This window comes from Acidimicrobiales bacterium (assembly GCA_041394245.1).
Classification (GTDB): Bacteria; Actinomycetota; Acidimicrobiia; order Acidimicrobiales; family Aldehydirespiratoraceae; genus JAJRXC01.
Map to the genome: position 1 here is coordinate 1,252,822 of JAWKIR010000002.1, position 19,111 is coordinate 1,271,932.

The window sequence follows — 19,111 nt, forward strand, 5'->3', positions numbered from 1 at the left end:
GACCTAGGGGTAGAGGCCGGCGGCTGCCAGCCCGGTGTCTTCGGGAAGCCCCAGCACGGCGTTGGCGCACTGCACGCCCTGACCCGAGGCGCCCTTGACGAGATTGTCGAGGGCTCCGATGGCCAGGACCGTGCCCGTGCGCTCGTCGACGCGGGCGGTGAGATACACGCTGTTGGATCCGAGCGTCGCCTTCGTCGAGGGCGAGCGCTCCGACACGACCACGAACGGCTCATCGGCGTAGGCATCGTGCAAACATGACATCACGTCGCCGGTGGTGACCGACCGTGCGGGTCGGCCGTAGCAGGTGGCGAGAATGCCCCGGTTCATCGGCGCCATGTGGGGGGTGAAGAGCACCTGGGCGTCGACGCCCGCGTGGCGGCCGAGCGCGAACTCGATCTCGGGAGTGTGCCGATGGGTCAGCAGGCCGTAGGCCGTGAAGTCCTCGTCGACCGCGCAGAAGGTGGTGTTGGGCTTGGGCGGCCGCCCGGCGCCCGACGCGCCACTCGCCGCATCGACGATGATCCCGGTCGGCTCGATGAGTCCGGCGGCCAGCAGCGGCGCAAGGGTCAGCGAGGCCGTCGTGACATAGCAGCCGGCGACCGCCACGAGCTCCGCACCCGGTAGCTGGGCCCGGAAGAGTTCCGGCATCCCGAAGACGAACTCGGGAAGCAGTTCGGGAGCCGCGTGGGGTTCGCCGTACCACTCGGGGTAGATCGCCGGGTCGTCGAAACGGAAGTCGGCCGAGAGATCGACGATGTGGGGCACCTTGCCGCGGATCTCGGGCACGAGGGCCTGCGAATGCCCGTGGGGCAGGCCCATGAACACGAGGTCGATTCCGTCGAGGACCGCCGCCTCGTAGGGGGCAAACACCATGTCGGGGTAGGCAGCGGCCAAACTGGGGTAGAGATCGGCGATGCGACTGCCGGCTTGGGTCTCCCCCGTTGCGACGACCACCTCGAGATCGGGGTGACCGGCGCACAGTCTGAGGAACTCCGCGCCAGTGAATCCCGACGCGCCGATGATCGCTACCCGGTGCATTCGGACACCCTACCCGGGTCTGTATCTTTATGCAACTGTTTGCATGATCATGTCATCGGACGAGTTGCAGGTCGCACTCGACGGGAGCGGTGACCGGATTGCACACCGCCGGGACGTCGACGACATAGCCGGTGCCGAAGGATGGATCGGCCACGTAGTAGTCGGTGCTCAGGTATTGGGCACCGCTCCCGACCGCGGCCTCGCGCCGCGTCGTGTCGCCCGTTCGCGCATCGGCGGTCGGCGAGTCGGTCCGGGTCCGGATGAGATACCCCTCGGCGGCCCGTCTGGCGATCTCCGCGGCCCCGTCGACCGGATCGTCGATCCTCAGGAACGCCGCGTCCGGATCACCCGGCGAACTGGTCGTGAACATCACCCGACCCTCGAGGATCGCGCTCGGCACCCGGTAGAGGTCTCGGGCAGCCCCCGTGTTGACCATGGCGAACATCACCATGCCCCGACTCTCCTCGATGGTCGGCCACCCGTCGGCGATCACCGCCTCCTCCAGCGTCGCGCGCTCGCCACGCACGTCGTCGGGACGGATGATGCGGTCGAGACCCACCGCCTCGATCAGCTCGGCGTCGAGTGCGTCGAGGACCGCTGCGTCGGTGGGAATCGGCTCGGTCCACGCGATGCCGAGGTCGGGCAGCTCGAGATCCGACGCCGCAGCTGCGGCGGGAACCGACTCCTCCTTCAGCTCGATCATGATCATCAGCGGGACGTGGTCGGGATTGGCATCGGACCACGCGACGATCTCGCCCAGGCAGAGTTGCAAGGTGAGACATGTGGTCCCGAAGTCGAAATCCTGCGTGTGGAGCACCTTGAAACCGGGTTCGTCGAGCTCGGGCAACCCCGACTCGGCCGGGAGACCGACGACCGGCAGCGCCTGCCGTGACGCGTAGAGGCCCCCGTCGGGGTCGGCGAAGACGTCGATCTCGAATTGGCGGACGCCGAACTCCTCGAGCTGCTCGGTGAGCGAACGATGCGAATAGTCGATCGACTCGGCCAGCTCCCGACTCACGAGCTCGATGGCGGCATAGACATCGGGCTCCGGGCGCAGGTGGTACGAGTTGTGCGAGCCGAGGACCTGGAGGTCGTTGATCCGTAGCGGCTCGGGGCCGATCGTCGTTGTCGTGGTTGTCGAGACTGTCGTGGGTGTCGTGGTTGTCGAGATCGTCGTTGTCGTGCTCGTGGCGACGGCGGCCTCGTCAGCGTCGTCGCCACAGGCTGCGGCGATGAGCGCCAGCACGAGGACGAACGGAACCAGACGAGTGGTGACAGAACGCATGGCGCGAAACCTACACCGCGGCGCCGATGCGGCGGGGCGTCGGCTCAGCGGTCGCCGGCGAGCCAGTCGGAGGTGCGTTCCAGCACCTGATCGACCCTCGACAGCAGATCGTCGAACACCACGGTGTCGGCGACGAGCGGCGGCGAGATGGCGATGAAGGTGGCGCCCCGGTCGTCGGGACGAACGAGCAATCGGGCGTCTCGGAGCAGCCGATTGAGCACACCGGTCTGCAGCGCCAGGGCGTCGTCGGCGGAGAGATCGATCTCGTTCGCTCGATCGGCCATCAGCTCGATGGCGTAGAAGTAGCCCGTTCCGCGCACCTCGCGGACACAGTTGTGGCGATCGGCCACCGCCACGAGGCCCGACCGGAGGAGGTCTTCGTTCGCCAGGACGTGCCCACACACGTCCTCGGCTCGCATCGCCTCGATCGTCGCACAGGCGACAGCGGTGGCAACCGGATGACCACCGAAGGTCGACCCGTGGACGTAGGAGCCCGCCGGCGAGTCCCAGAGCGCCTCGACCAGCGGTGTGCGAGCGACGATCCCACCGAGCGGCTGATAGGCGCTCGTGACCCCCTTGGCGAACGTGATGATGTCGGGAACGACGTCGTAGCGGATGCTGCCGAAGAAGTGCCCGAGTCGTCCGAACCCGTTGATCACTTCATCGGCGATCAACAAGACGCCGTACTCGTCACAGACCCGGCGCAGCTCCTGCCAGTAGCCGGGCGGCGGCACGACGGCGCCGCGGCCGTTCTGCACGGGTTCGGCGATCACCGCCGCGATGGTCTCGGGGCCCTCGGCGAGGATCATCTCCTCGATCGCCTTCACCGAGGCGAGCTGGCTGGCCGGGGTTCCGTCGGGGACGCTGTCGCCATAGGTGTTGCGCACATGACGACCGCCGTCCCACAGCATCGGGAGATACGGCGCGCGGAACTTGGGGATCCCGGTGACGGTCAGCGCCCCGAGTGTGGTGCCGTGGTAGGCCCACTCGCGGGCGATGACCTTGTAGCGCTGCTCGTCGCCCCGGCTCAGGTGGTAGTTGCGGGCGAACTTCAGCGCCGACTCGACCGCTTCGGAGCCCGAACTCACGAAGAACACCTCGTCGAGGTCGCCTGGTGCCTCCTGCGCGATCATCGTGGCCGCGGCCGCTGCAGGCTCGTTGGCGAAACCCCAGTTCGGATAGAAGGCGAGCGTCTCCATCTGCTTCATGGCCGCCGCCGCGAGGTCGGTACGCCCATGACCGAGGTTCGTGCAGAAGAGGCCCGACAACCCGTCGAGGTACTCGTTGCCATCGGTGTCGTAGACGTAGCAACCCTCGCCGCGAGAGATCACGACGAGATCGTCGTCGCGCCATGCCGCACCCTTCGTGAAGTGCGGAATCAGATGGGCTTGGGCGTTCGCCCGGATGTTGTTCACCACTACCCCTCGAAGCGTTGTCGGCCGCTCAGACCTCGACGACGGCCTTACCGTAGACCTTGCGATCGGCAAGATCCTGGAGGGCTCGGGCTGCGTCCTCGAACGCGAACGGCGGGTACAGCGGCGGCGCGACCCGACCCGATGCAGCCAGCGCCATGACCGCCGCCATCTGCCGACCGACCGCGTCGGGGTCGCGCATCAGCGATGCGCCCCAGTGCACGCCGACGACGCTGTAGTTCTTCAGCAGGATGTGGTTCGTCGGGGCATCGGCGATGCCGCCGACGAACCCGATGATGAGCAGGCGACCGTCCCACGCCATGCAGCGTCGGGCCTTCTGGTACGCGTCGCCACCCACCGCATCGAAGCAGACGTCGACGCCGCCGCCCGACATCGTCCGCACCGCATCGACCCACTCGGGCGTTTCGCGGTGGTCGACCACGTGCTCGACGCCGAGACCGCGCACCAGCGCCGCCTTCTCCTCACCGCCGACCACCGCGATCGGCGTCGCCCCGGCCGCCAACGCCAGCTGGATGCAGGCCGTACCCGTGCCCCCGGCCGCACCGGTGATCAGGACGGATTCACCGGGCTGGAGGTGGGCGCGGTCGTGCAGCGCGAACCACGCCGTTCCGTAGTTGACCGGGATCGCCGCGGCCTGGGCCGCGCTCAACATGTCGGTCGGATAGGGAAAGACGCTCGCGGCATTGGCGACGTTGACCTCTCGGAGTCCGCCGCCGAGCACGGTGACCGCGGCGCCGATCTCGATGCCCTCGACCCCGTCGCCGAGTGCGGTGACCACCCCGGATGTCTCGCCACCGGGCGTATAGGGAAGGCGGGTGGGCACCTGGTACTCGCCGCGACAGCTCAGCACATCGGGGAAGGTCAGACCCACGGCCTTGGTTTCGATCTGCACCTCTCCGGGACCTGGCACGGGAGCGTCGACCTCCTCGAGGGCGAGGACGTCGAGTGGGTTGCCGAGTTCGTGCGAGCGCCAGATTCTCATGAGGCGCACGGTACCCGGTTCGCCACTACCGTTCGCGGGTGCCACCGTTCGATCTTCCCCTGTCACCCGACGGCGTCCGACACTCGCTTCGCGACGGCACCCAAGTGGTGCTGCGACCGATCCGCGCATCCGACGTCGATGAGCTGCGTCGAGGCTTCGGTCGCCTGTCGGACCGAAGCCGGTACCTGCGTTTCTTCAGCCCGTTGCAACGGCTTCCCGACGAGTGGGCGCAGCGGCTCACCGACCTCGATCACCGCACCCACCGCGCCTGGGTGGCATACGACCCCGATGTGGACGCTCCCCCGCCCGGTTTCGGGGTGGGTGTGGCGCGACTGGTCGAACTGCCCGAAGACCCGTCCAGCGCGGAAGCCGCCATCTCGGTGACCGACGACTATCAGGGGCGGGGGGTCGGACGGCTACTCCTCGAGATCGTGACCGGAACGGCGGCGGCCGCCGGCTACACGACACTGGTCACCAACGTCCTGCGGGAGAATCGTCGCATGCTCGACCTGGTGGCCGAGATCGGTGGCAATCAGTCGCGGATCGGCGACGGTGCATCGATCCGGATCGAGATCCCGCTGTCGTCCACGCCAGACCGTCAGGTCGCCGACGGCGCCCTCTACGACCTGCTCCGACTGGCCGCCGGCCTCAACCCCTGAGCGTCGCGGCCTGCTGCTTGGCGACGGTGTCGATGCAGGCCTGTCGGGCCTCGGCCACTTCGGCATCGGTCAGCGTGCGGTCGTCGGCTTGGAACCGCAGGCGGAACGCGAGGCTGCGGGCGCCGGTGGCCACGCCCTCGCCTCGATACACATCGAAGAGTTCGACGTTGCGCAGCAGCGCGCCGCCGCCCTTTCGCAGCGACCCCGCGACCTGCGCGGCGGCCACCTCGTCGGGCACCTCGAAGGCGAGGTCGACATCGCTGGAGGGGTACTTGCTCACCGGCGTGTACTTGCGGTTGCCGTGCGGCCCGTCGAGCACCGCACCGAGGTCGAGTTCGAGCCAGGCCACACGACCTTCGACGCCATAGTTCTCGAGCGCGGCCGGATCCACCTCGCCGACATGGCCGCGGGTCCGCCCGGCGATGACGACCTCGGCGGTCCTGGTCGGATGGAGACCGGGCGGCCCTGCCGGCCTCAGCTGGACATTCGGAAGGGCGAGCGCCCGTTCGAGCAGATCGAGCACGGCGACCGCGGCAGGCGCCTCCTCGCCGGCCAGGGCCACGGCGAGGAACTCACGCTCGTCGGGCAGCAGCTGCCCCTCGGGTGCCGGGAGGAAGACGTGGTCGATCTCGAAGAAGCGGATCCCCGTCGCGCGATGCGACTGGTTGTAGGCGATGGCCTTCAACTGGCCGGGAAGCAGCGACGTCCGCAGGACCGATTCCTCCTGAACCAGCGGGTTCGTGAGGGTCACGCCGTCCTCGGGAAGCCCTGCGGCCCGGAGGTCACCGGGGGCGAGGAACGGCATCGGCTGGGTCTCGTCGCAGCCGGCCCCGAGCAGCACCTGGCGTACGAGCCGACGGGCCTGCTGGTAGTCGCTGAGCCCGCCGGCGTTCTCACCTTTCGGGACCGTGCGGGCCACGTTCTCGTAGCCGTACATGCGAGCGACCTCTTCGGCCACATCGGTCTCGGTGGCGGTGTCCCAGCGCCAGGTGGGGATCACGACGTCGAGATCGCCGTCGACGATGTCGACGCCGAATCCGATCGAGACCAGGTGAGCGGCCATGGCGTCGGCCGACAGATCGGTCCCGATGATCCCGTTGATCTTGCTCGTGCGCACCCGGACCGGCGAACGATCCGGCAACGTGCCCGCGACGTCGACATACCCTGCGACGGCGACCGCCCCCTGCTCGGTGGCGAGTTGGATGAACCGGTTCATGGCGCGATCGACGTTGTCGCCCCAGTCCGCCCCGCGCCGGAACCGGGTCGAGGCCTCGCTCGGGAGATTGAGCCGCTTCACGGTGCGCGAGATCGAGGGCGGGTCCCACCAGGCCATCTCGAGCAGGACATCGGTGGTCGACTCCGAGATCTCCGTGCTCGCGCCGCCCATGACACCGGCGAGCGACACGACGGTGTCGGTCTCGTCGGCGATGACACCGTCGATCGAGGTGAGGGTGCGTTCGACATCGTCGAGGGTCGTGAGCGTCTCGCCCTCGGCGGCGCGCCGCACCCGGAGCCGCCCGTTGGGGACGGTGGCGAGATCGAAGGTGTGGTTCGGCTGACCGAGCTCGAGCATCACGTAGTTGGAGATGTCGACGATCGAGTTGATCGGACGCATCCCGAGCTGGGTGAGACGGTTCTGCATCCATGCCGGCGAGGTGCCCACGGTGACGTTGCGCAGCACTGTGGCAACGAATCGGCCGCACAAGGAGGGGTCGACGATCTCGATGTCGAGCAGATCGGTTGCCGACTCGGCACCCCGCGGGGCGTCGTAGGTCGGGAACGAGAACGGCACGCCGAGCGCGGCGGCGAGGTCGCGGGCGACGCCGGCGACCGACATCGCGTCGGGGCGATTGGCGTTGACCTCGAGATCCCACAGGACATCGGCCTCGATGCCCAGGGCCTGGCCGAGCGGCATGCCGAGCTCGGCGCCGTCGACCACCCGGTCGTTGAGGATCAAGATGCCGTCGTGGTCATCTCCGAATCCGATCTCGGCACCGGAGCAACACATGCCGTTGGAGGTCTGACCGCGCAGTTCGCGCTGGGCGATCTCCATGCCGTTCGGCATGGTCGTCCCGATCGTGGCGAACGGGATGAGGTCGCCGACCGTCATGTTGAACGCACCGCAGCACACCTGCAGCGGCACGCCATCGCCGCAGTCGACATCGACGAGCTGGATCTTGTCGGCGTCGGGATGGGGCCTCAGGTCGAGCACCTTCGCGAGCACGACGCCGTCGACCACGTCGCCGATGATCTCCATGTCCTCGACGGCGAGGCCGAGGGCGGAGAGGGTCTCGCCGAGCTCGACCGGATCGCCGTCGATGCCGGGCGCGAACTCGCGCAGCCAGGAAAGGGTGACCTTCATCAGAACTGCCTCAGGAAGCGGACGTCGTTGTTGACCAGCTCACGGATGTCGTCGAGCTGGTAGCGCATCACGGCGAGACGGTCGATGCCGAAGCCGAAGGCGAACCCCTGCCATTCCTCGGGGTCGATACCGCAATTGCGCAGCACGTTCGGGTGGACCATCCCGCAGCCGCCGAGCTCGAGCCACGAGCCGTCGGGAAGGGAGATGTCGAACTCGGCGCTCGGCTCGGTGAACGGGAAGTACGACGGCCGCAACCGCGTCTTCACCTCGCCGCCGAAGAAGGCCCGAACGAACTCGTCGATGGTCCCGGAGAGATCACCGAGGGTGATGCCCCGGTCGACCACCAAGCCCTCGATCTGGTTGAACGCCGGCAGATGGGTGGCATCGGCAGTGTCGGTGCGGAAGGTGCGACCGGGCGCCACGATGTAGATCGGCGGCTCGGTGTTCTCCATCGTGCGGATCTGCACCGGTGAGGTGTGGGACCGCAGCATCACCTCTTCGGGCTCGCCCAGATCGACGAAGATGGTGTCGAAACTGCCGCGGGCCGGATGCCACTCGGGGATGTTGAGCGCCTCGAAGTTGTACCAGGCCGTCTCGACCTCGGGTCCTTCGGCAACGGTGAAGCCCATCCCGACGAAGACGTCTTCGAGCCGGTCGCGGGCCTGCGTCACCAGGTGGGTCGATCCGCGGCGGATGGTGTCGCGCAGCTCGGTGAGATCCAGCCGCTCGGCCTCGAGCTGCCGGGCGCGTGCCGCGGCGGTGAGCCGGGCGCGGGCATCGGCGATCTCCGCCTCGATCCGCGTGCGGATCTCGTTGACCGCCTGACCGGCCGCCCGGCGATCGTCGGGCGCGAGCGCCCCGAGCTGCTTCTTGGCCGCTGTCAGCGCCGACTTCTTGCCGAGAAACTCGGCGTCGATCGCGGCGAGCGCGTCGAGGTCGGCCACATCGGCGAGGCGGGCACTGGCCTCGGCCGCGGTCTGTTCGAGCTCCTGGATCATCAGGGCATCAGGTTAGGGCGTCCGCGCCAGGGTGCCGTTCACATATCCGGGGCCGGAGCCTGTCAGACTGCACAGGTGATCCAGCCGGACGAGGAGATCGACCACACGGTGCGCGACAATCCGGGCCGTGAGCGCTACGAACTGATCGTCGACGGCCGCATCGTGTCGATCGCCGACTACCACCTCGACGGCGCGACGATCGTCGTGCCCCACGTCGAGACCGACCCCGCCATGCGGGGTCGCGGGATGGCCGACCGGTTGATGCGCGGCATGCTCGACGACATCCGCCGCCGGGACCTGACCATCCGACCGATCTGTTCGTACGCGGCCGGCTTCATCCGCGACCACCCCGACGACGCCGACCTGTTGGCCTGACCCCCAACCCCCGGGTTCTCGAGGCGAGTTGACCACCGTGAGGGTGGTCAACTCGCCTCGAGAACGCACAGCAACCAACGGGTCGTCCGTTGACCTCAACCGCGGTACGCGTGCGCCCGATGGGTCATTGGGCCCATTGCGGGTCTCCCCGACGGCGTCCAGCCTGGGGACGGGAGGCGGAAGCCATGCGGAGGTCGCCGCCGGCGCCGTCCACTCCTGCGAGCTCCGGGCCGACCGATCCGTGTGGTGCATCGGCGACAACCAGTGGGGCCAACTGGGCACCGGCGACCTCGAGCCCGTCACCGGCGCGATCCAGGTCGGCGCCGCGACCGACTGGATCTCGATCACCGGTGGCGAAGTCCACACCTGTGGCCTCCGGCCGGGCGACGAGCTCTGGTGCTGGGGTGCCTATCCCCACCACGAGCAGGACCCCGGCGGCACCCTCGTCACTCCCACCGGCCCGGTCGAAGTGGATGGCGATCACGCATGGCGGTCCGTCGCACCGGGGACGACGCACACCTGCGGGATCCTCGTCGACCACACACTGCGGTGCTGGGGCCTCAACCTCTGGGGGGAGGTCGGCGACGGCACCACCTCGGTCGCCGGAGCGCCCCAGGCGGTCGCCGGCGGCCCGTGGCGCACCGTGGCGACCGGCCTCACCAGCACCTGCGCCATCGGCGCCGACGGCACGTTGTGGTGCTGGGGGGCCAACTCCCACCCCGACCCCGACCCTTCGCCGATCGTCCCGACCCGACTCGGCTCGGACGACACCTGGGTGTCGATCGCCGGACGCGGAACTCACTATTGCGCGACCCGCACCGACGGCACGTTGTGGTGCTGGGGCGCCAACCACGACGGCCAGCTCGGTCAGGGCACGGCAACGACGAGCTCGATCAGCCTCCCGACCCAGGTCGGCACCGACACCGACTGGCGGTCGGTCGGCACCGGTCCGGCCCACACCTGCGCCAACCGGCTCGACTGGTCGCTGTGGTGCTGGGGCCGCAACAACGAGGGCCAGGTGGGTGACGGCGGGTCCGTCGATGCCCTCTCCCCGGTGCTCGTCGACGACAGCCGACGCTGGATCGGTTTCGAGCTCGGCTACGAGTTCACCGTCGCCTTCTCGCTGGCGTAGCGCGTCAGCGTCGCCGGGCCTCGTAGGCGAGCAGGGTGCCGGCCATCGCGACATTCAACGATTCGGTGTTGCCGGGCATGTCGATGCGGACCCAGGCGTCGACGTCGGTCCCGGCCCGATCGAGCCCGTGCGGTTCGGAGCCGAGCACGATTGCGACCGGACCGTCGAGCACTCCCCCGTCGTGCGGTTCGCCGTCGCGCACGTCGGTGCCGATCAGTCGGGCGCCGGCGCCGCGAAGACGGGCCACTGCGTCGTCGAGCGTGTCGAGCTGCACCACCGGCACCCGCAGGACCGATCCGGCCGACGACCGCACCGTCTTCGGGCCCCACGGATCGGCGCCTCCGACGCAGACGACGGCCGCGGCACCGACCGCGTCGGCGACGCGGATCAGCGTGCCGACGTTGCCCGGGTCGCTCACCTCGGCGAGGACCAACACGAGGTCGTCGACCTCGAACACCGCCGGCAACTCGCCGGCCGGGCGGGGCACCAGGGCCAGCATCGGCTGCGGCGACACCGAGGGAGCCAGCCGTTCGAACGCCTTGTCCCGGGTGACGACGATCTCGACCGAGGCGGGGAGTTGGTCGAGCAGGGGATGCCCGTCACCGGTCTCTGGCACGATCACCGTGGTCGGCACATGGCCGGCCTCGAGGGCCTCGCGAACCGCCCTCGGCCCTTCGAGCACGATCTCGGCCGAACGCGAACTGCGCCGCCCGATCAGGCGACGCAATTCAGCGATTCTGGGATTCTGTGCCCCGAGCACATGTGACTCGGCGGCAGGAGCCATCAGGCGTCGGCGAGCGCCCCGTTGGCCGCCTCGACCAGCACGGTGAACGCCGCGGGGTCGTGGATGGCCATCTCGGACAGCATCTTGCGGTCGACCTCGATCTCGGCCGCCTTCAGACCGGCGATGAACCGGCTGTAGCTGGTGCCGTTCTCACGACACGCGGCGTTGATGCGCTGAATCCAGAGCTTGCGGAACTCACCCTTGCGAGCACGGCGATCACGGAAGGCGTAGTTGCCCGCGTGCATCACCGATTCGTTGGCGGACTTGAAGGTCCGTGAGCGGTTGCCGTAATGGCCCTTGGCCCGCTCGAGGACTACCCGGCGGCGCTTCTTGGAGTGAACAGACCGCTTGACGCGTGCCATGAGTCTCCCTTTCTCTCTCTATCTCGCCGCACGCTTTCGGCGTGCGGACTTGATCGTGTGCAGTGCGGACCGGCTCAGACGCCGAGGTCGCGCAGGTTCTTCTCGTCGGCCGGCGAGACGATGGCCGTCTTGCGGAGCTGACGCTTCCGCTTCGGGCTCTTCTTCTCGAGGATGTGGTTCTTGTTCTGGTGCCGGCGCTTGAGCTTGCCGGTGCCGGTGCGCTTGAACCGCGCGGCTGCACCCTTGTGGGTCTTCATCTTGGGCATGTTGTGTGCTTTCTCAGGATTCGGAGCTGGACTCCGGGGCCTCGGCGGCGGCTGCCGCCTCGGCTGCTTCCTTTTCCTTCTGCTTCTGGTGTCGGGCCTGCGCCTGCTTGTCGGGAGCGAGCACCATCACCATGTTGCGACCGTCCTGGCGGGGGTGGAACTCCACCTTGCCGACGTGGGCGACCGTGTCGGCGACCCGATCGAGGATCTTGCGACCCAGCTCGGGGTGTTGCATCTCTCGGCCACGGAACATGATCGTGACCTTGACCTTGTGGCCTTCGCCGAGGAAACCCTCGACCTTGCGTGTCTTGGTGTCGAAGTCGCCGGGACCGATCTTGGGCCGGTACTTCATCTCCTTGACCGACAGGTTCGAGGACTTCTTCTTGGACTCCTTGGCCCGTTGGTTGGCCTCGTACTTGAACTTGCTGTAGTCCATGACCTTGCACACCGGCGGGTTTGCCTCAGGGGCAACTTCCACCAGATCAAGGCCAGACGCCCGCGCGATGTTCTGCGCTTCTGGCAGCGTCTTGACTCCGATTTGTTCGCCGTCGTGTCCGATGAGTCGGACTTCTCGGGCGCGGATCCGGTCATTGATCCTTGGCTCGTCGTTTGGCGGTGCTATCGCCCTGTACTCCTCGTGAGCACGGAACCTCCGTTGGTTGGCGGGAGCCCGTTGTACTGTTCTCCGGAGAAAACGAAACAACGGACGTCGGCAAGCCGACGTCCGCGAACAAACCCGAGGGTTCAGCCGTGTGGTCGACCTGGGCGCATCTGCGATTTCCACACCGAAATGTGGTGAACCGGATGGCCAGGTGGGGGGAGCCCCGCTTGCCATTCAATTGTGACCGTTAGGGTACCAGCCATGAGTTCTCTCTGGACACCTGGCGGCGAACACCCTGTCGACCGCCCCGCGCCGGGCGCGCCTGCGTCGGATCTTCCGGCCCCGGATCCCGCACTCGACGACGAGATCGCGGCCGCCCTCCCCGAGGGGGTCACCCTCGACGAGTTGAGCCCCGAGGAACGGGCCCGCGCCGAGGAGATGGTCCGCGAGATGGCCGAAGCCCGCGGCCGGCTGCTCCAGACCTCGGCGGCGATGATCGTGGCCAATCACGGGATGGGCCTGTACGAACTGGCCGCCCTCCATCTGTCGCAGGAGTCACCGAACTTCACCGAGGCGACGGTCGCCATCGACGGGCTCGCCGCCATCGTCGAGAAGCTCGAGGGTCGCCTCGGCGACGCCGAGCCGACGCTGCGCGAAGCCCTCGACCAGCTCCGCATGGTCTACGTGCAACTGAAGTCGCGCAAGAGCGGCGAGTAGCCCTCGGGCCACCGTCCTCAGATCGCCACGAGCACCGCACCACCGACGACGGCGAGGGCTCCCAGCGCGAGTCGACGCGTGACCGTGCGTCGAACCAGGAGGAGCCCGAACAGGATCGATGTGCCCCGCAGCGTCGCCACGTTGGCCGCATCCGCCCGGTTGTAGGCCAACAGGATGAGTGCGTAGGCGGCCGTCGAGAAGATCCCGATCTGTAGCCCCGGCCGCCACGATGCCCGCAACCGGGCCAGCGGCGCCCGCTCGGACGCCAGCACGAGCACCGTGGCGACGATCGAGGCACCGGCGTAGTAGCCCAGCTCCCCCGTCTCCTCGACGCCGCGGGCATCGAGGAGCGTGTAGCTCGCGATGAACGCACCGGTGAGGATCGCCATGCCCATCGCACCGCGCTCCCCGATCCCCCACGCCACACCGCCGATCACGGCGAGTCCCACGGCGACGACCGTCGCGCCGATGACAGTGGCGAGCGACGGCGACTGATCCAGCAGCCACACCCCTGCGGCGGCGACGAGCAGGGGTGCGGTACCCCGGGCGAGCGGATAGGTCGTCGCCAACCCGCCCCGGCGGTACGCCTGGGCCAAGAACGCGATGTAGCCACCGTGGGCGATCCCGCTCAGCAGCATCAACCCGATCACTTCGGTGGGCGGATCGGTGACCAGCCAGGGCGACAGCGCGATCGCACCGGTGGCGTAGGCGATCGCCAACTCGACGGCACGATCCTGTCCCTCGTTCGCCCGCGCGTTCCATGTGGCGTGCAGGAACGCCGAGCCGAGAACCAGGACGATCGCGACGCCGGTCACGAATCAGGCAGGACGGATGTCCCGCGCCTCCATCCGTCCGAGGTGCCCAGGGGCGAGGACGAAATCGCCCTCGGCACCGGGTTCGACCGTCCGGGTGCCGTCGGCGATCTCGGTGCAGTGGAAGAACCACTGGCCGTCGACATCCGCGACGGTCCCGTAGCCGGCAGCGTCGTCGAACTCGGTCACCCGTCCGCGGCGCCGTCGCGACGAGCCACGGATCACGGAACGATCTTCGCGATGGGCAGCTCGACGATGTCGGTGGCACCCCCGTCGCTCAGCGCCGGGATCAAGATGTTGATCTCGTTCTTGGGCACCACGGTCTCGACCGCGTAGCCCGCACCGCGAAACAGCTCGTTCACCGTCGGTGCCTTCATCGACGGCAGGAGAGCGATGACGGTGTCGAGTGCGTCACTCGGCACGTTCATCTTCACCAGCACCTTGCCCCGCGCATCGAGAACACCCTGGAGGAGCGTGTGGATCTGGCGCATCGCGTGGGCCTTGTCGGGATCGGCGAACGACGTCGGGTTGGCGATGAGCTCGGTGTAGGAGGTGACGAGGGTGTCGATGATGCGCAGACCGGCCGCGTTGAGCGCCCGCCCGGTCTCGGTGATGTCGACGACGACGTCGACGATGTCGGGCACCTTGGCCTCGGTCGCCCCGTAGCTCAGGCGCACGTCGGCGTCGACGCCCGCATTCTCGAGGAAGCGCCGGGTGATCTCGGGGTACTCGGTCGACACACGCACACCCGATGGAAGATCAGAGACCGTCTGCCACGGCGAGTCGGCGGGCACGGCCATGACGATGCGCACCGGCTTCGCGGTCGCCTTCGAGTACTTCAGCTCCCCCAGCGACTCGACCGTGCTGCCGGTCTCCTCGATCCAGTCACGACCGGTGATTCCGATGTCGAAGAGGCCATCGGCGACATAGGTCGGGATCTCCTGGGGGCGGAGAATCCGCACGGAGTCGATGCGCGGATCGGCGATCGTCGCCTTGTAGGCGACCGACGATGAGCGCTCGACCGGAAGATCGGCGGCCTCGAAGAGCTCGAGCGTCGCCTTCTCGAGCGATCCCTTTGGGAGAACCAGCTTCAGCATGGGCGTGAAGGCTATCCCTGTGGATCGGCGGGCAGCATCGTGACGCGCAGGTCGGCGCCGAGCTGGACGACCTCGTCGAAGCGGCCGCGCCAGATGCCGTCGATCGACATGGCACCGGCGCCGGCGAAGAGTCCGGCCGCGTCGCTGCCGCCGAAGAGCGCGGGGGCGACATAGACCACGTACTCGTCGACCAGCCCGGCGCGGTGGAATGCGTGGGCGACCCGCGGCCCCCCTTCGACCATGAGCTGCACGACATCGTCGGCCCCGAGCTGATCGAGGAGATCGGGGATCTCCCCGTCGAACTCGAGGCAGGGGTGGATCTTCGCCCCCTCGGGCGCGGTTCCCAGGACGATCCGACGCGGATCGCGCACACCGTCGGGATCGATCCGCAGCTCGGGTGGCGGCCAGTCGCGCACGGTCAGGGAGGGATCGTCGGCCCGGACGGTTCCGGCCCCGACGAGGATCGCGTCGCTCTCGGCCCGGAGGCGATGGGTGTCGGCCCGAGCCTCGTCGCCGGTGATCCATCGTGACGAGCCGTCGGGAGCGGCGACACGACCGTCGATCGTCGCGGCGAGCTTCAGGACGACCCAGGGGCGGCCCGTCCGACGATGCTGTAGATACGGGCGGAGCTGACGCGTGACCTCCTCCGCGGCGATCCCCACATCGACGCGGATGCCGGCCTCGCGGAGTCGGGCGATGCCGGTCCCGGCAACCTGCGGGTCGGGGTCCTCGATCCCGACGACGACCCGAGCCACGCCGGCGTCGATGAGGGCCTCGGTGCAGGGTCCGGTGCGGCCATGGTGGTTGCAGGGCTCGAGGGTCGTGTAGACGGTCGCTCCGACGGTGTTCTCGGCCGATGTGAGCGCCTCGATCTCGGCGTGGTTCCCGCCCGGCGGTTGTGTCGCCCCCCATGCGACCGAGCCATCGGTCTGGACGAGCGTGACGCCGACCCACGGGTTCGGCGAGGTCCGATGCCGCGCCCGGCCTCCCACGTCGACCGCTCGCAGCATGCGATCGCGATCGACCACCGGCGAGACGTCGCCGGTCATGCGCGACCCGGCCCGTCGGTGCCAGGGTGTGGATCGGCAGGGTGTGGATCGGCAGGGTGTGGATCGGAATTGTCGACCAGCAGCCGCACCGCGTGGGGAAGCACGTCGATGACGGCATCGATGGTCTCGATGCAACCCTTCGACGAACCGGGCGTGTTGACGATGAGCGCTCGGTCGCGGGTTCCGGCGACCGCTCGACTCAGCCGACCGAGCGGGCTCACGAGCCGCATCGCCTCGGCGAGACCGGGCGCCTCCCGGTCGATCACGGATCGGGTGCCTTCGGGGGTGCGGTCTCGGGGTCCGAACCCGGTGCCACCGGTGGTCACGACGAGTCCGTGGAAGCCGTCGGCCAGCCGTCGCAGCGCGTCGGCCACCGGACCCTCGCCGTCTTCGGTGACGGCGCGTTCGATCACCGACCATCCGGCGGCGGTGAGATGCTCCTCGAGGATCGGGCCCGACGTGTCGTGGCGGGTGCCGTGCACCACGCCGTCGGAGACCGTGAGGATCTTCAGGAGGAGTGGCCGGTCGTCGTCGTGTGGGTGGTGATGCCCGTCTGCCATGGACCGACGATACCGAGTCCGCTCAGCTGCGCTCGAAGAGGGCTCGACACATCCCGTCGTGCTCGGCACCGGGTTCGAGCACCTCGACGCCCTCACCGAAGCGACGCCACCCGTCGCCCTCGCCACCGGTGCCGGCGAAACCGAGCTCGCCCAACAGGTCGGCGTTCGCGGCGACGACGTCGACCGACTCCCGCCGGGTCAGTGTGCAGACGCTGTAGACGAGGGTGCCGCCGTGGCGAACGAGTGGCGCCGCGGCAGCGAGGAGCTCGGTCTGGAGCACTCCCAACGCGTCGATGTCGTCGGCGGTGATCCGCCAGCGGGCATCGGGGCGCCTCCGCAGGGCGCCGAGGCCCGAGCACGGCGCGTCGACGAGCACTGCGTCGAACGACGCGGGAGCGAAGGGTGGGGCCGTGCCGTCGGCCTGGACCAGGGCGACACCGTCGAGGCCGAGACGGGCCACGTTGCCGGCGATCAGCCCGACGCGTCCGAGGCGCATGTCGGCCGCCACCACCATGGCGCCCCGTCCCGCGATCTCGGTCGCCTTTCCGCCCGGGGCCGCGCACATGTCGAGGACGAGGTCGCCGGGCGACGACGGCACCATGGCCGCGACCCGACGTGAGCTCTCGTCCTGGACGTAGCCGTCGTGACGACGTTGGACGGTGGCCGCCTCGTTCATCGTCCGCAGCGCGGCCTGCGCCGCATCGTCTCCGAGTTCGTCGGCCAATCGTGCGACCATCCAGTCGGGATAGCTGAGCTCGACGGCCAGCGACGGATAGTCGATGCCGTTGTTCGCGGCGGCCGCGACCTTGCGCAGTACCGCGTTGACCATCCCCCGGAACCGCTTCGGCGCGGCGGACACGGTGGCCGACACCGCCGCATGGGGCGGCGTTCCCATCTCGATCAGCTGATGGGCGCCGATGCGCAACGCGGCGCGGGCCGCCGACGGCAGATCCTGCAGCAGAAAGCGATCGACGACATGGTCGAGGGCCCGTTTGCGACGGGTCGACCCGTAGACGAGCTCGGTGACGAAGGCCTTGTCGCGGGGCTCGAGGTCGGTCTCGGCCAGGAGCTTCGGAAGGACGACGTTGGCGTAGGCGCCCCCATCCTCGATTCGGACGATCGCGTCGATCGCGACCCGACGGGCATCGGTCGTGGCCGGAGCTTCGGACATCAGAGGAGCCGATCGTCGGCGGTGGGTTGGGCGCCATTGCGCCACGCCGCCGCGCCCTGGCGGCCCTTGCCCTCCGTCTGGACCTCGATCAGATCGAGCGCGCCGTCTGCGGCGAAGACACGCGTGCCGACGATGGTCCCCGGCGCCCCCGTCGCGTCGACCACCGCCGCACGATGGACCTTCAACCGCTTGCCGCGGAAGGTGGTCCAGGCGCCACCGACCCGGATGCGACGGTGGATGGCGACCGCCGGCTCCGTCCAGTCGATCCGGCGCTCCTCGGGCGTGATCTTCGCGGCGAGGACGGCGTCGCCCCGCTGCGGTTCGGGCTCGCCGAGACCATGGCCGAGTGCATCGAGAAGCTGGGCGACACCGATCTCGACGAGGCGTCCGCGGAGTTCCTCGAGGGTCTCGTCGGGGTCGATGTCGACCTCGTCACGCCGATAGACGGCACCCGTGTCGAGCCCCTCCTCCACAGCCATCAGACACACGCCTGTGGTCTGGTCACCGGCGAGAATCGCCCGCTCGACCGGCGCCGCACCGCGCCACCGCGGGAGGAGGGAGAAGTGGATGTTGATCATGGCGAGTCGATCGAGCACATCGGCGGGAATGATGCGCCCGTAGGCCACCACGACGCCGAGATCGACATCGACGTCGGCGAGGTCGGCCAGGTCATCGGTCACGCGCAGACCGAGCGTCGACGCCGCCATCTTCACCGGCGAGGGCTGGTGAGCGCCGCCACGGCCGCGCCGGGTGTCGGCCCGGCTCACGACGAGGGGTACCTCGTAGCCGGCCTCGACGAGGGCGCGGAGCGGAGGAACCGCGAGCTCGGGCGTGCCCAGATAGGCAATGCGTCGGATCTCCGCCGGGGGCGGGATCGTCACGGGAGCGTCAGCCCGCCGCCCGAGGACCGAGCCTTCTCCGACGCGCCCAGTTGCAGGTCGCGAATCGTCTTGAGCGCCTGCTTGCGAGTGTCGTCATCGAGGCGTTCGATCAGCAGGGTTCCGTCGAGGTGGTCCATCTCGTGCTGGAAGAGTCGCGACTCGAGCTCGTCGGCCTCGAACGACAACTCGTTGCCGTCGAGGTCTCGACCGATGATGTGCACGACCTTCGGACGGACGATCTCCCACGAGAGACCCGGCACCGACAGGCACCCTTCCTCGAACACCCATTCGCCGTCGCTCTCGACGATCTCGGGATTGACGATCGCCTCGGGACCCGCACCGATGTCCCAGACGAACAAGCGCTTCTGCACACCCACTTGCGGGGCGGCCAGACCGATGCCGGGCGCCTCGTACATGGTCTCGAGCATGTCGTCGACCAGGCGAACGAGAGATCCGTCGATGTCGGTGATCTCGCGCGCCCGCTGACGCAGAACGGGATCACCGATGATGCGGATGTCGTAACCGGACATGCAGCAAGGTTACCGTC

The 19,111-nt window shown here is 68.6% G+C and carries 22 protein-coding genes; 4 read left to right on the plus strand and 18 right to left on the minus strand.

From position 1 onward, the window contains the following. Window positions 1-3: 3 nt before the first annotated feature. From argC to R2707_06315, 4 genes are read right to left on the minus strand one after another with little or no spacing between them, the layout of a single operon-like run. Window positions 4-1,038, minus strand: coding sequence for an N-acetyl-gamma-glutamyl-phosphate reductase (gene argC / locus R2707_06300; GenBank protein MEZ5244685.1), 1,035 nt, complete (start codon window positions 1,036-1,038; stop codon window positions 4-6). Window positions 1,039-1,090: 52 nt separating this feature from the next. Next, window positions 1,091-2,323, minus strand: coding sequence for a Ca2+-dependent phosphoinositide-specific phospholipase C (locus R2707_06305; GenBank protein MEZ5244686.1), 1,233 nt, complete (start codon window positions 2,321-2,323; stop codon window positions 1,091-1,093). A 44-nt stretch (window positions 2,324-2,367) separates the two neighbouring features. Continuing rightward, on the minus strand, window positions 2,368-3,738 hold the full coding sequence (locus R2707_06310; GenBank protein ID MEZ5244687.1) for an aminotransferase class III-fold pyridoxal phosphate-dependent enzyme: 1,371 nt from the start codon (window positions 3,736-3,738) through the stop codon (window positions 2,368-2,370). Window positions 3,739-3,766: 28 nt separating this feature from the next. Then, the gene (locus R2707_06315; GenBank protein ID MEZ5244688.1) at window positions 3,767-4,738 is read right to left on the minus strand and encodes an NADPH:quinone oxidoreductase family protein; all 972 of its coding nucleotides are present in this window, start codon (window positions 4,736-4,738) and stop codon (window positions 3,767-3,769) included. A gap of 38 nt (window positions 4,739-4,776) precedes the next feature. On the opposite strand from R2707_06315, the gene R2707_06320 reads away from it, so the two are divergent. Then, window positions 4,777-5,397: a GNAT family N-acetyltransferase gene (locus R2707_06320; GenBank protein MEZ5244689.1), complete on the plus strand. Its 621-nt coding sequence runs from the start codon at window positions 4,777-4,779 to the stop codon at window positions 5,395-5,397. On the opposite strand, the gene pheT is transcribed toward R2707_06320, so the two are convergent. Both pheT and pheS read right to left on the minus strand, forming a co-directional pair. Next, entirely contained in the window at window positions 5,387-7,759 is a 2,373-nt protein-coding gene (gene pheT / locus R2707_06325) for a phenylalanine--tRNA ligase subunit beta (GenBank protein MEZ5244690.1), read from the minus strand. The two genes, R2707_06320 and pheT, sit on opposite strands and share 11 nt — an antisense overlap. Beyond that, on the minus strand, window positions 7,759-8,757 hold the full coding sequence (gene pheS, locus R2707_06330; GenBank protein MEZ5244691.1) for a phenylalanine--tRNA ligase subunit alpha: 999 nt from the start codon (window positions 8,755-8,757) through the stop codon (window positions 7,759-7,761). The genes pheT and pheS overlap by 1 nt, the downstream gene beginning before the upstream one ends. 75 nt (window positions 8,758-8,832) lie before the next feature. Between pheS and R2707_06335 the strand changes: the two genes are divergently transcribed. Further along, entirely contained in the window at window positions 8,833-9,132 is a 300-nt protein-coding gene (locus R2707_06335; protein MEZ5244692.1) for a GNAT family N-acetyltransferase, read from the plus strand. Window positions 9,133-9,268: 136 nt separating this feature from the next. Further along, window positions 9,269-10,264: a hypothetical protein gene (locus tag R2707_06340; GenBank protein ID MEZ5244693.1), complete on the plus strand. Its 996-nt coding sequence runs from the start codon at window positions 9,269-9,271 to the stop codon at window positions 10,262-10,264. A gap of 4 nt (window positions 10,265-10,268) precedes the next feature. Here the strand turns inward: R2707_06340 and R2707_06345 are convergent, their stop codons facing one another. From R2707_06345 to infC, 4 genes are all read right to left on the minus strand, one after another. Beyond that, entirely contained in the window at window positions 10,269-10,991 is a 723-nt protein-coding gene (locus tag R2707_06345; GenBank protein MEZ5244694.1) for an RNA methyltransferase, read from the minus strand. A gap of 56 nt (window positions 10,992-11,047) precedes the next feature. Then, entirely contained in the window at window positions 11,048-11,410 is a 363-nt protein-coding gene (gene rplT, locus R2707_06350; protein ID MEZ5244695.1) for a 50S ribosomal protein L20, read from the minus strand. Between the two features lie 74 nt (window positions 11,411-11,484). Next, window positions 11,485-11,676 (minus strand): 50S ribosomal protein L35, encoded by a 192-nt coding sequence (gene rpmI / locus R2707_06355; GenBank protein MEZ5244696.1) that lies wholly within the window; start codon window positions 11,674-11,676, stop codon window positions 11,485-11,487. Between the two features lie 13 nt (window positions 11,677-11,689). Continuing rightward, a complete protein-coding gene (gene infC / locus R2707_06360; protein MEZ5244697.1) occupies window positions 11,690-12,511 on the minus strand; it encodes a translation initiation factor IF-3 in 822 nt (273 codons plus the stop codon). A gap of 27 nt (window positions 12,512-12,538) precedes the next feature. Here infC and R2707_06365 point away from each other — a divergent pair, with 27 nt between their 5' ends. Further along, window positions 12,539-12,994 carry a hypothetical protein gene (locus tag R2707_06365; protein ID MEZ5244698.1) on the plus strand — a complete coding sequence of 152 codons (456 nt, stop codon included), beginning with the start codon at window positions 12,539-12,541 and terminating at the stop codon, window positions 12,992-12,994. Between the two features lie 17 nt (window positions 12,995-13,011). On the opposite strand, the gene R2707_06370 is transcribed toward R2707_06365, so the two are convergent. Genes R2707_06370 through def form a run of 8 tightly spaced genes read right to left on the minus strand, consistent with a single transcriptional unit; the run spans window position 13,012 to window position 19,094 of the window. Then, window positions 13,012-13,809 (minus strand): hypothetical protein, encoded by a 798-nt coding sequence (locus tag R2707_06370; GenBank protein ID MEZ5244699.1) that lies wholly within the window; start codon window positions 13,807-13,809, stop codon window positions 13,012-13,014. 3 nt (window positions 13,810-13,812) lie between these two features. After that, window positions 13,813-14,031, minus strand: a complete 219-nt coding sequence (locus R2707_06375) for a hypothetical protein (protein ID MEZ5244700.1) — start codon at window positions 14,029-14,031, stop codon at window positions 13,813-13,815. Next, window positions 14,028-14,903 carry an ATP phosphoribosyltransferase gene (gene hisG, locus R2707_06380; GenBank protein ID MEZ5244701.1) on the minus strand — a complete coding sequence of 292 codons (876 nt, stop codon included), beginning with the start codon at window positions 14,901-14,903 and terminating at the stop codon, window positions 14,028-14,030. The genes R2707_06375 and hisG overlap by 4 nt, the downstream gene beginning before the upstream one ends. Window positions 14,904-14,914: 11 nt before the next feature. Then, window positions 14,915-15,952 carry a bifunctional diaminohydroxyphosphoribosylaminopyrimidine deaminase/5-amino-6-(5-phosphoribosylamino)uracil reductase RibD gene (ribD, locus tag R2707_06385; protein ID MEZ5244702.1) on the minus strand — a complete coding sequence of 346 codons (1,038 nt, stop codon included), beginning with the start codon at window positions 15,950-15,952 and terminating at the stop codon, window positions 14,915-14,917. Next, the gene (locus R2707_06390; GenBank protein MEZ5244703.1) at window positions 15,949-16,512 is read right to left on the minus strand and encodes a MogA/MoaB family molybdenum cofactor biosynthesis protein; all 564 of its coding nucleotides are present in this window, start codon (window positions 16,510-16,512) and stop codon (window positions 15,949-15,951) included. Before R2707_06390 ends, ribD begins: the two co-directional genes overlap by 4 nt. Window positions 16,513-16,534: 22 nt before the next feature. Continuing rightward, window positions 16,535-17,683: a transcription antitermination factor NusB gene (locus tag R2707_06395; protein ID MEZ5244704.1), complete on the minus strand. Its 1,149-nt coding sequence runs from the start codon at window positions 17,681-17,683 to the stop codon at window positions 16,535-16,537. Then, window positions 17,683-18,564, minus strand: coding sequence for a methionyl-tRNA formyltransferase (locus tag R2707_06400; GenBank protein MEZ5244705.1), 882 nt, complete (start codon window positions 18,562-18,564; stop codon window positions 17,683-17,685). The genes R2707_06395 and R2707_06400 overlap by 1 nt, the downstream gene beginning before the upstream one ends. Beyond that, a complete protein-coding gene (def, locus tag R2707_06405) occupies window positions 18,561-19,094 on the minus strand; it encodes a peptide deformylase (protein ID MEZ5244706.1) in 534 nt (177 codons plus the stop codon). Before def ends, R2707_06400 begins: the two co-directional genes overlap by 4 nt. Window positions 19,095-19,111: the final 17 nt, after the last annotated feature.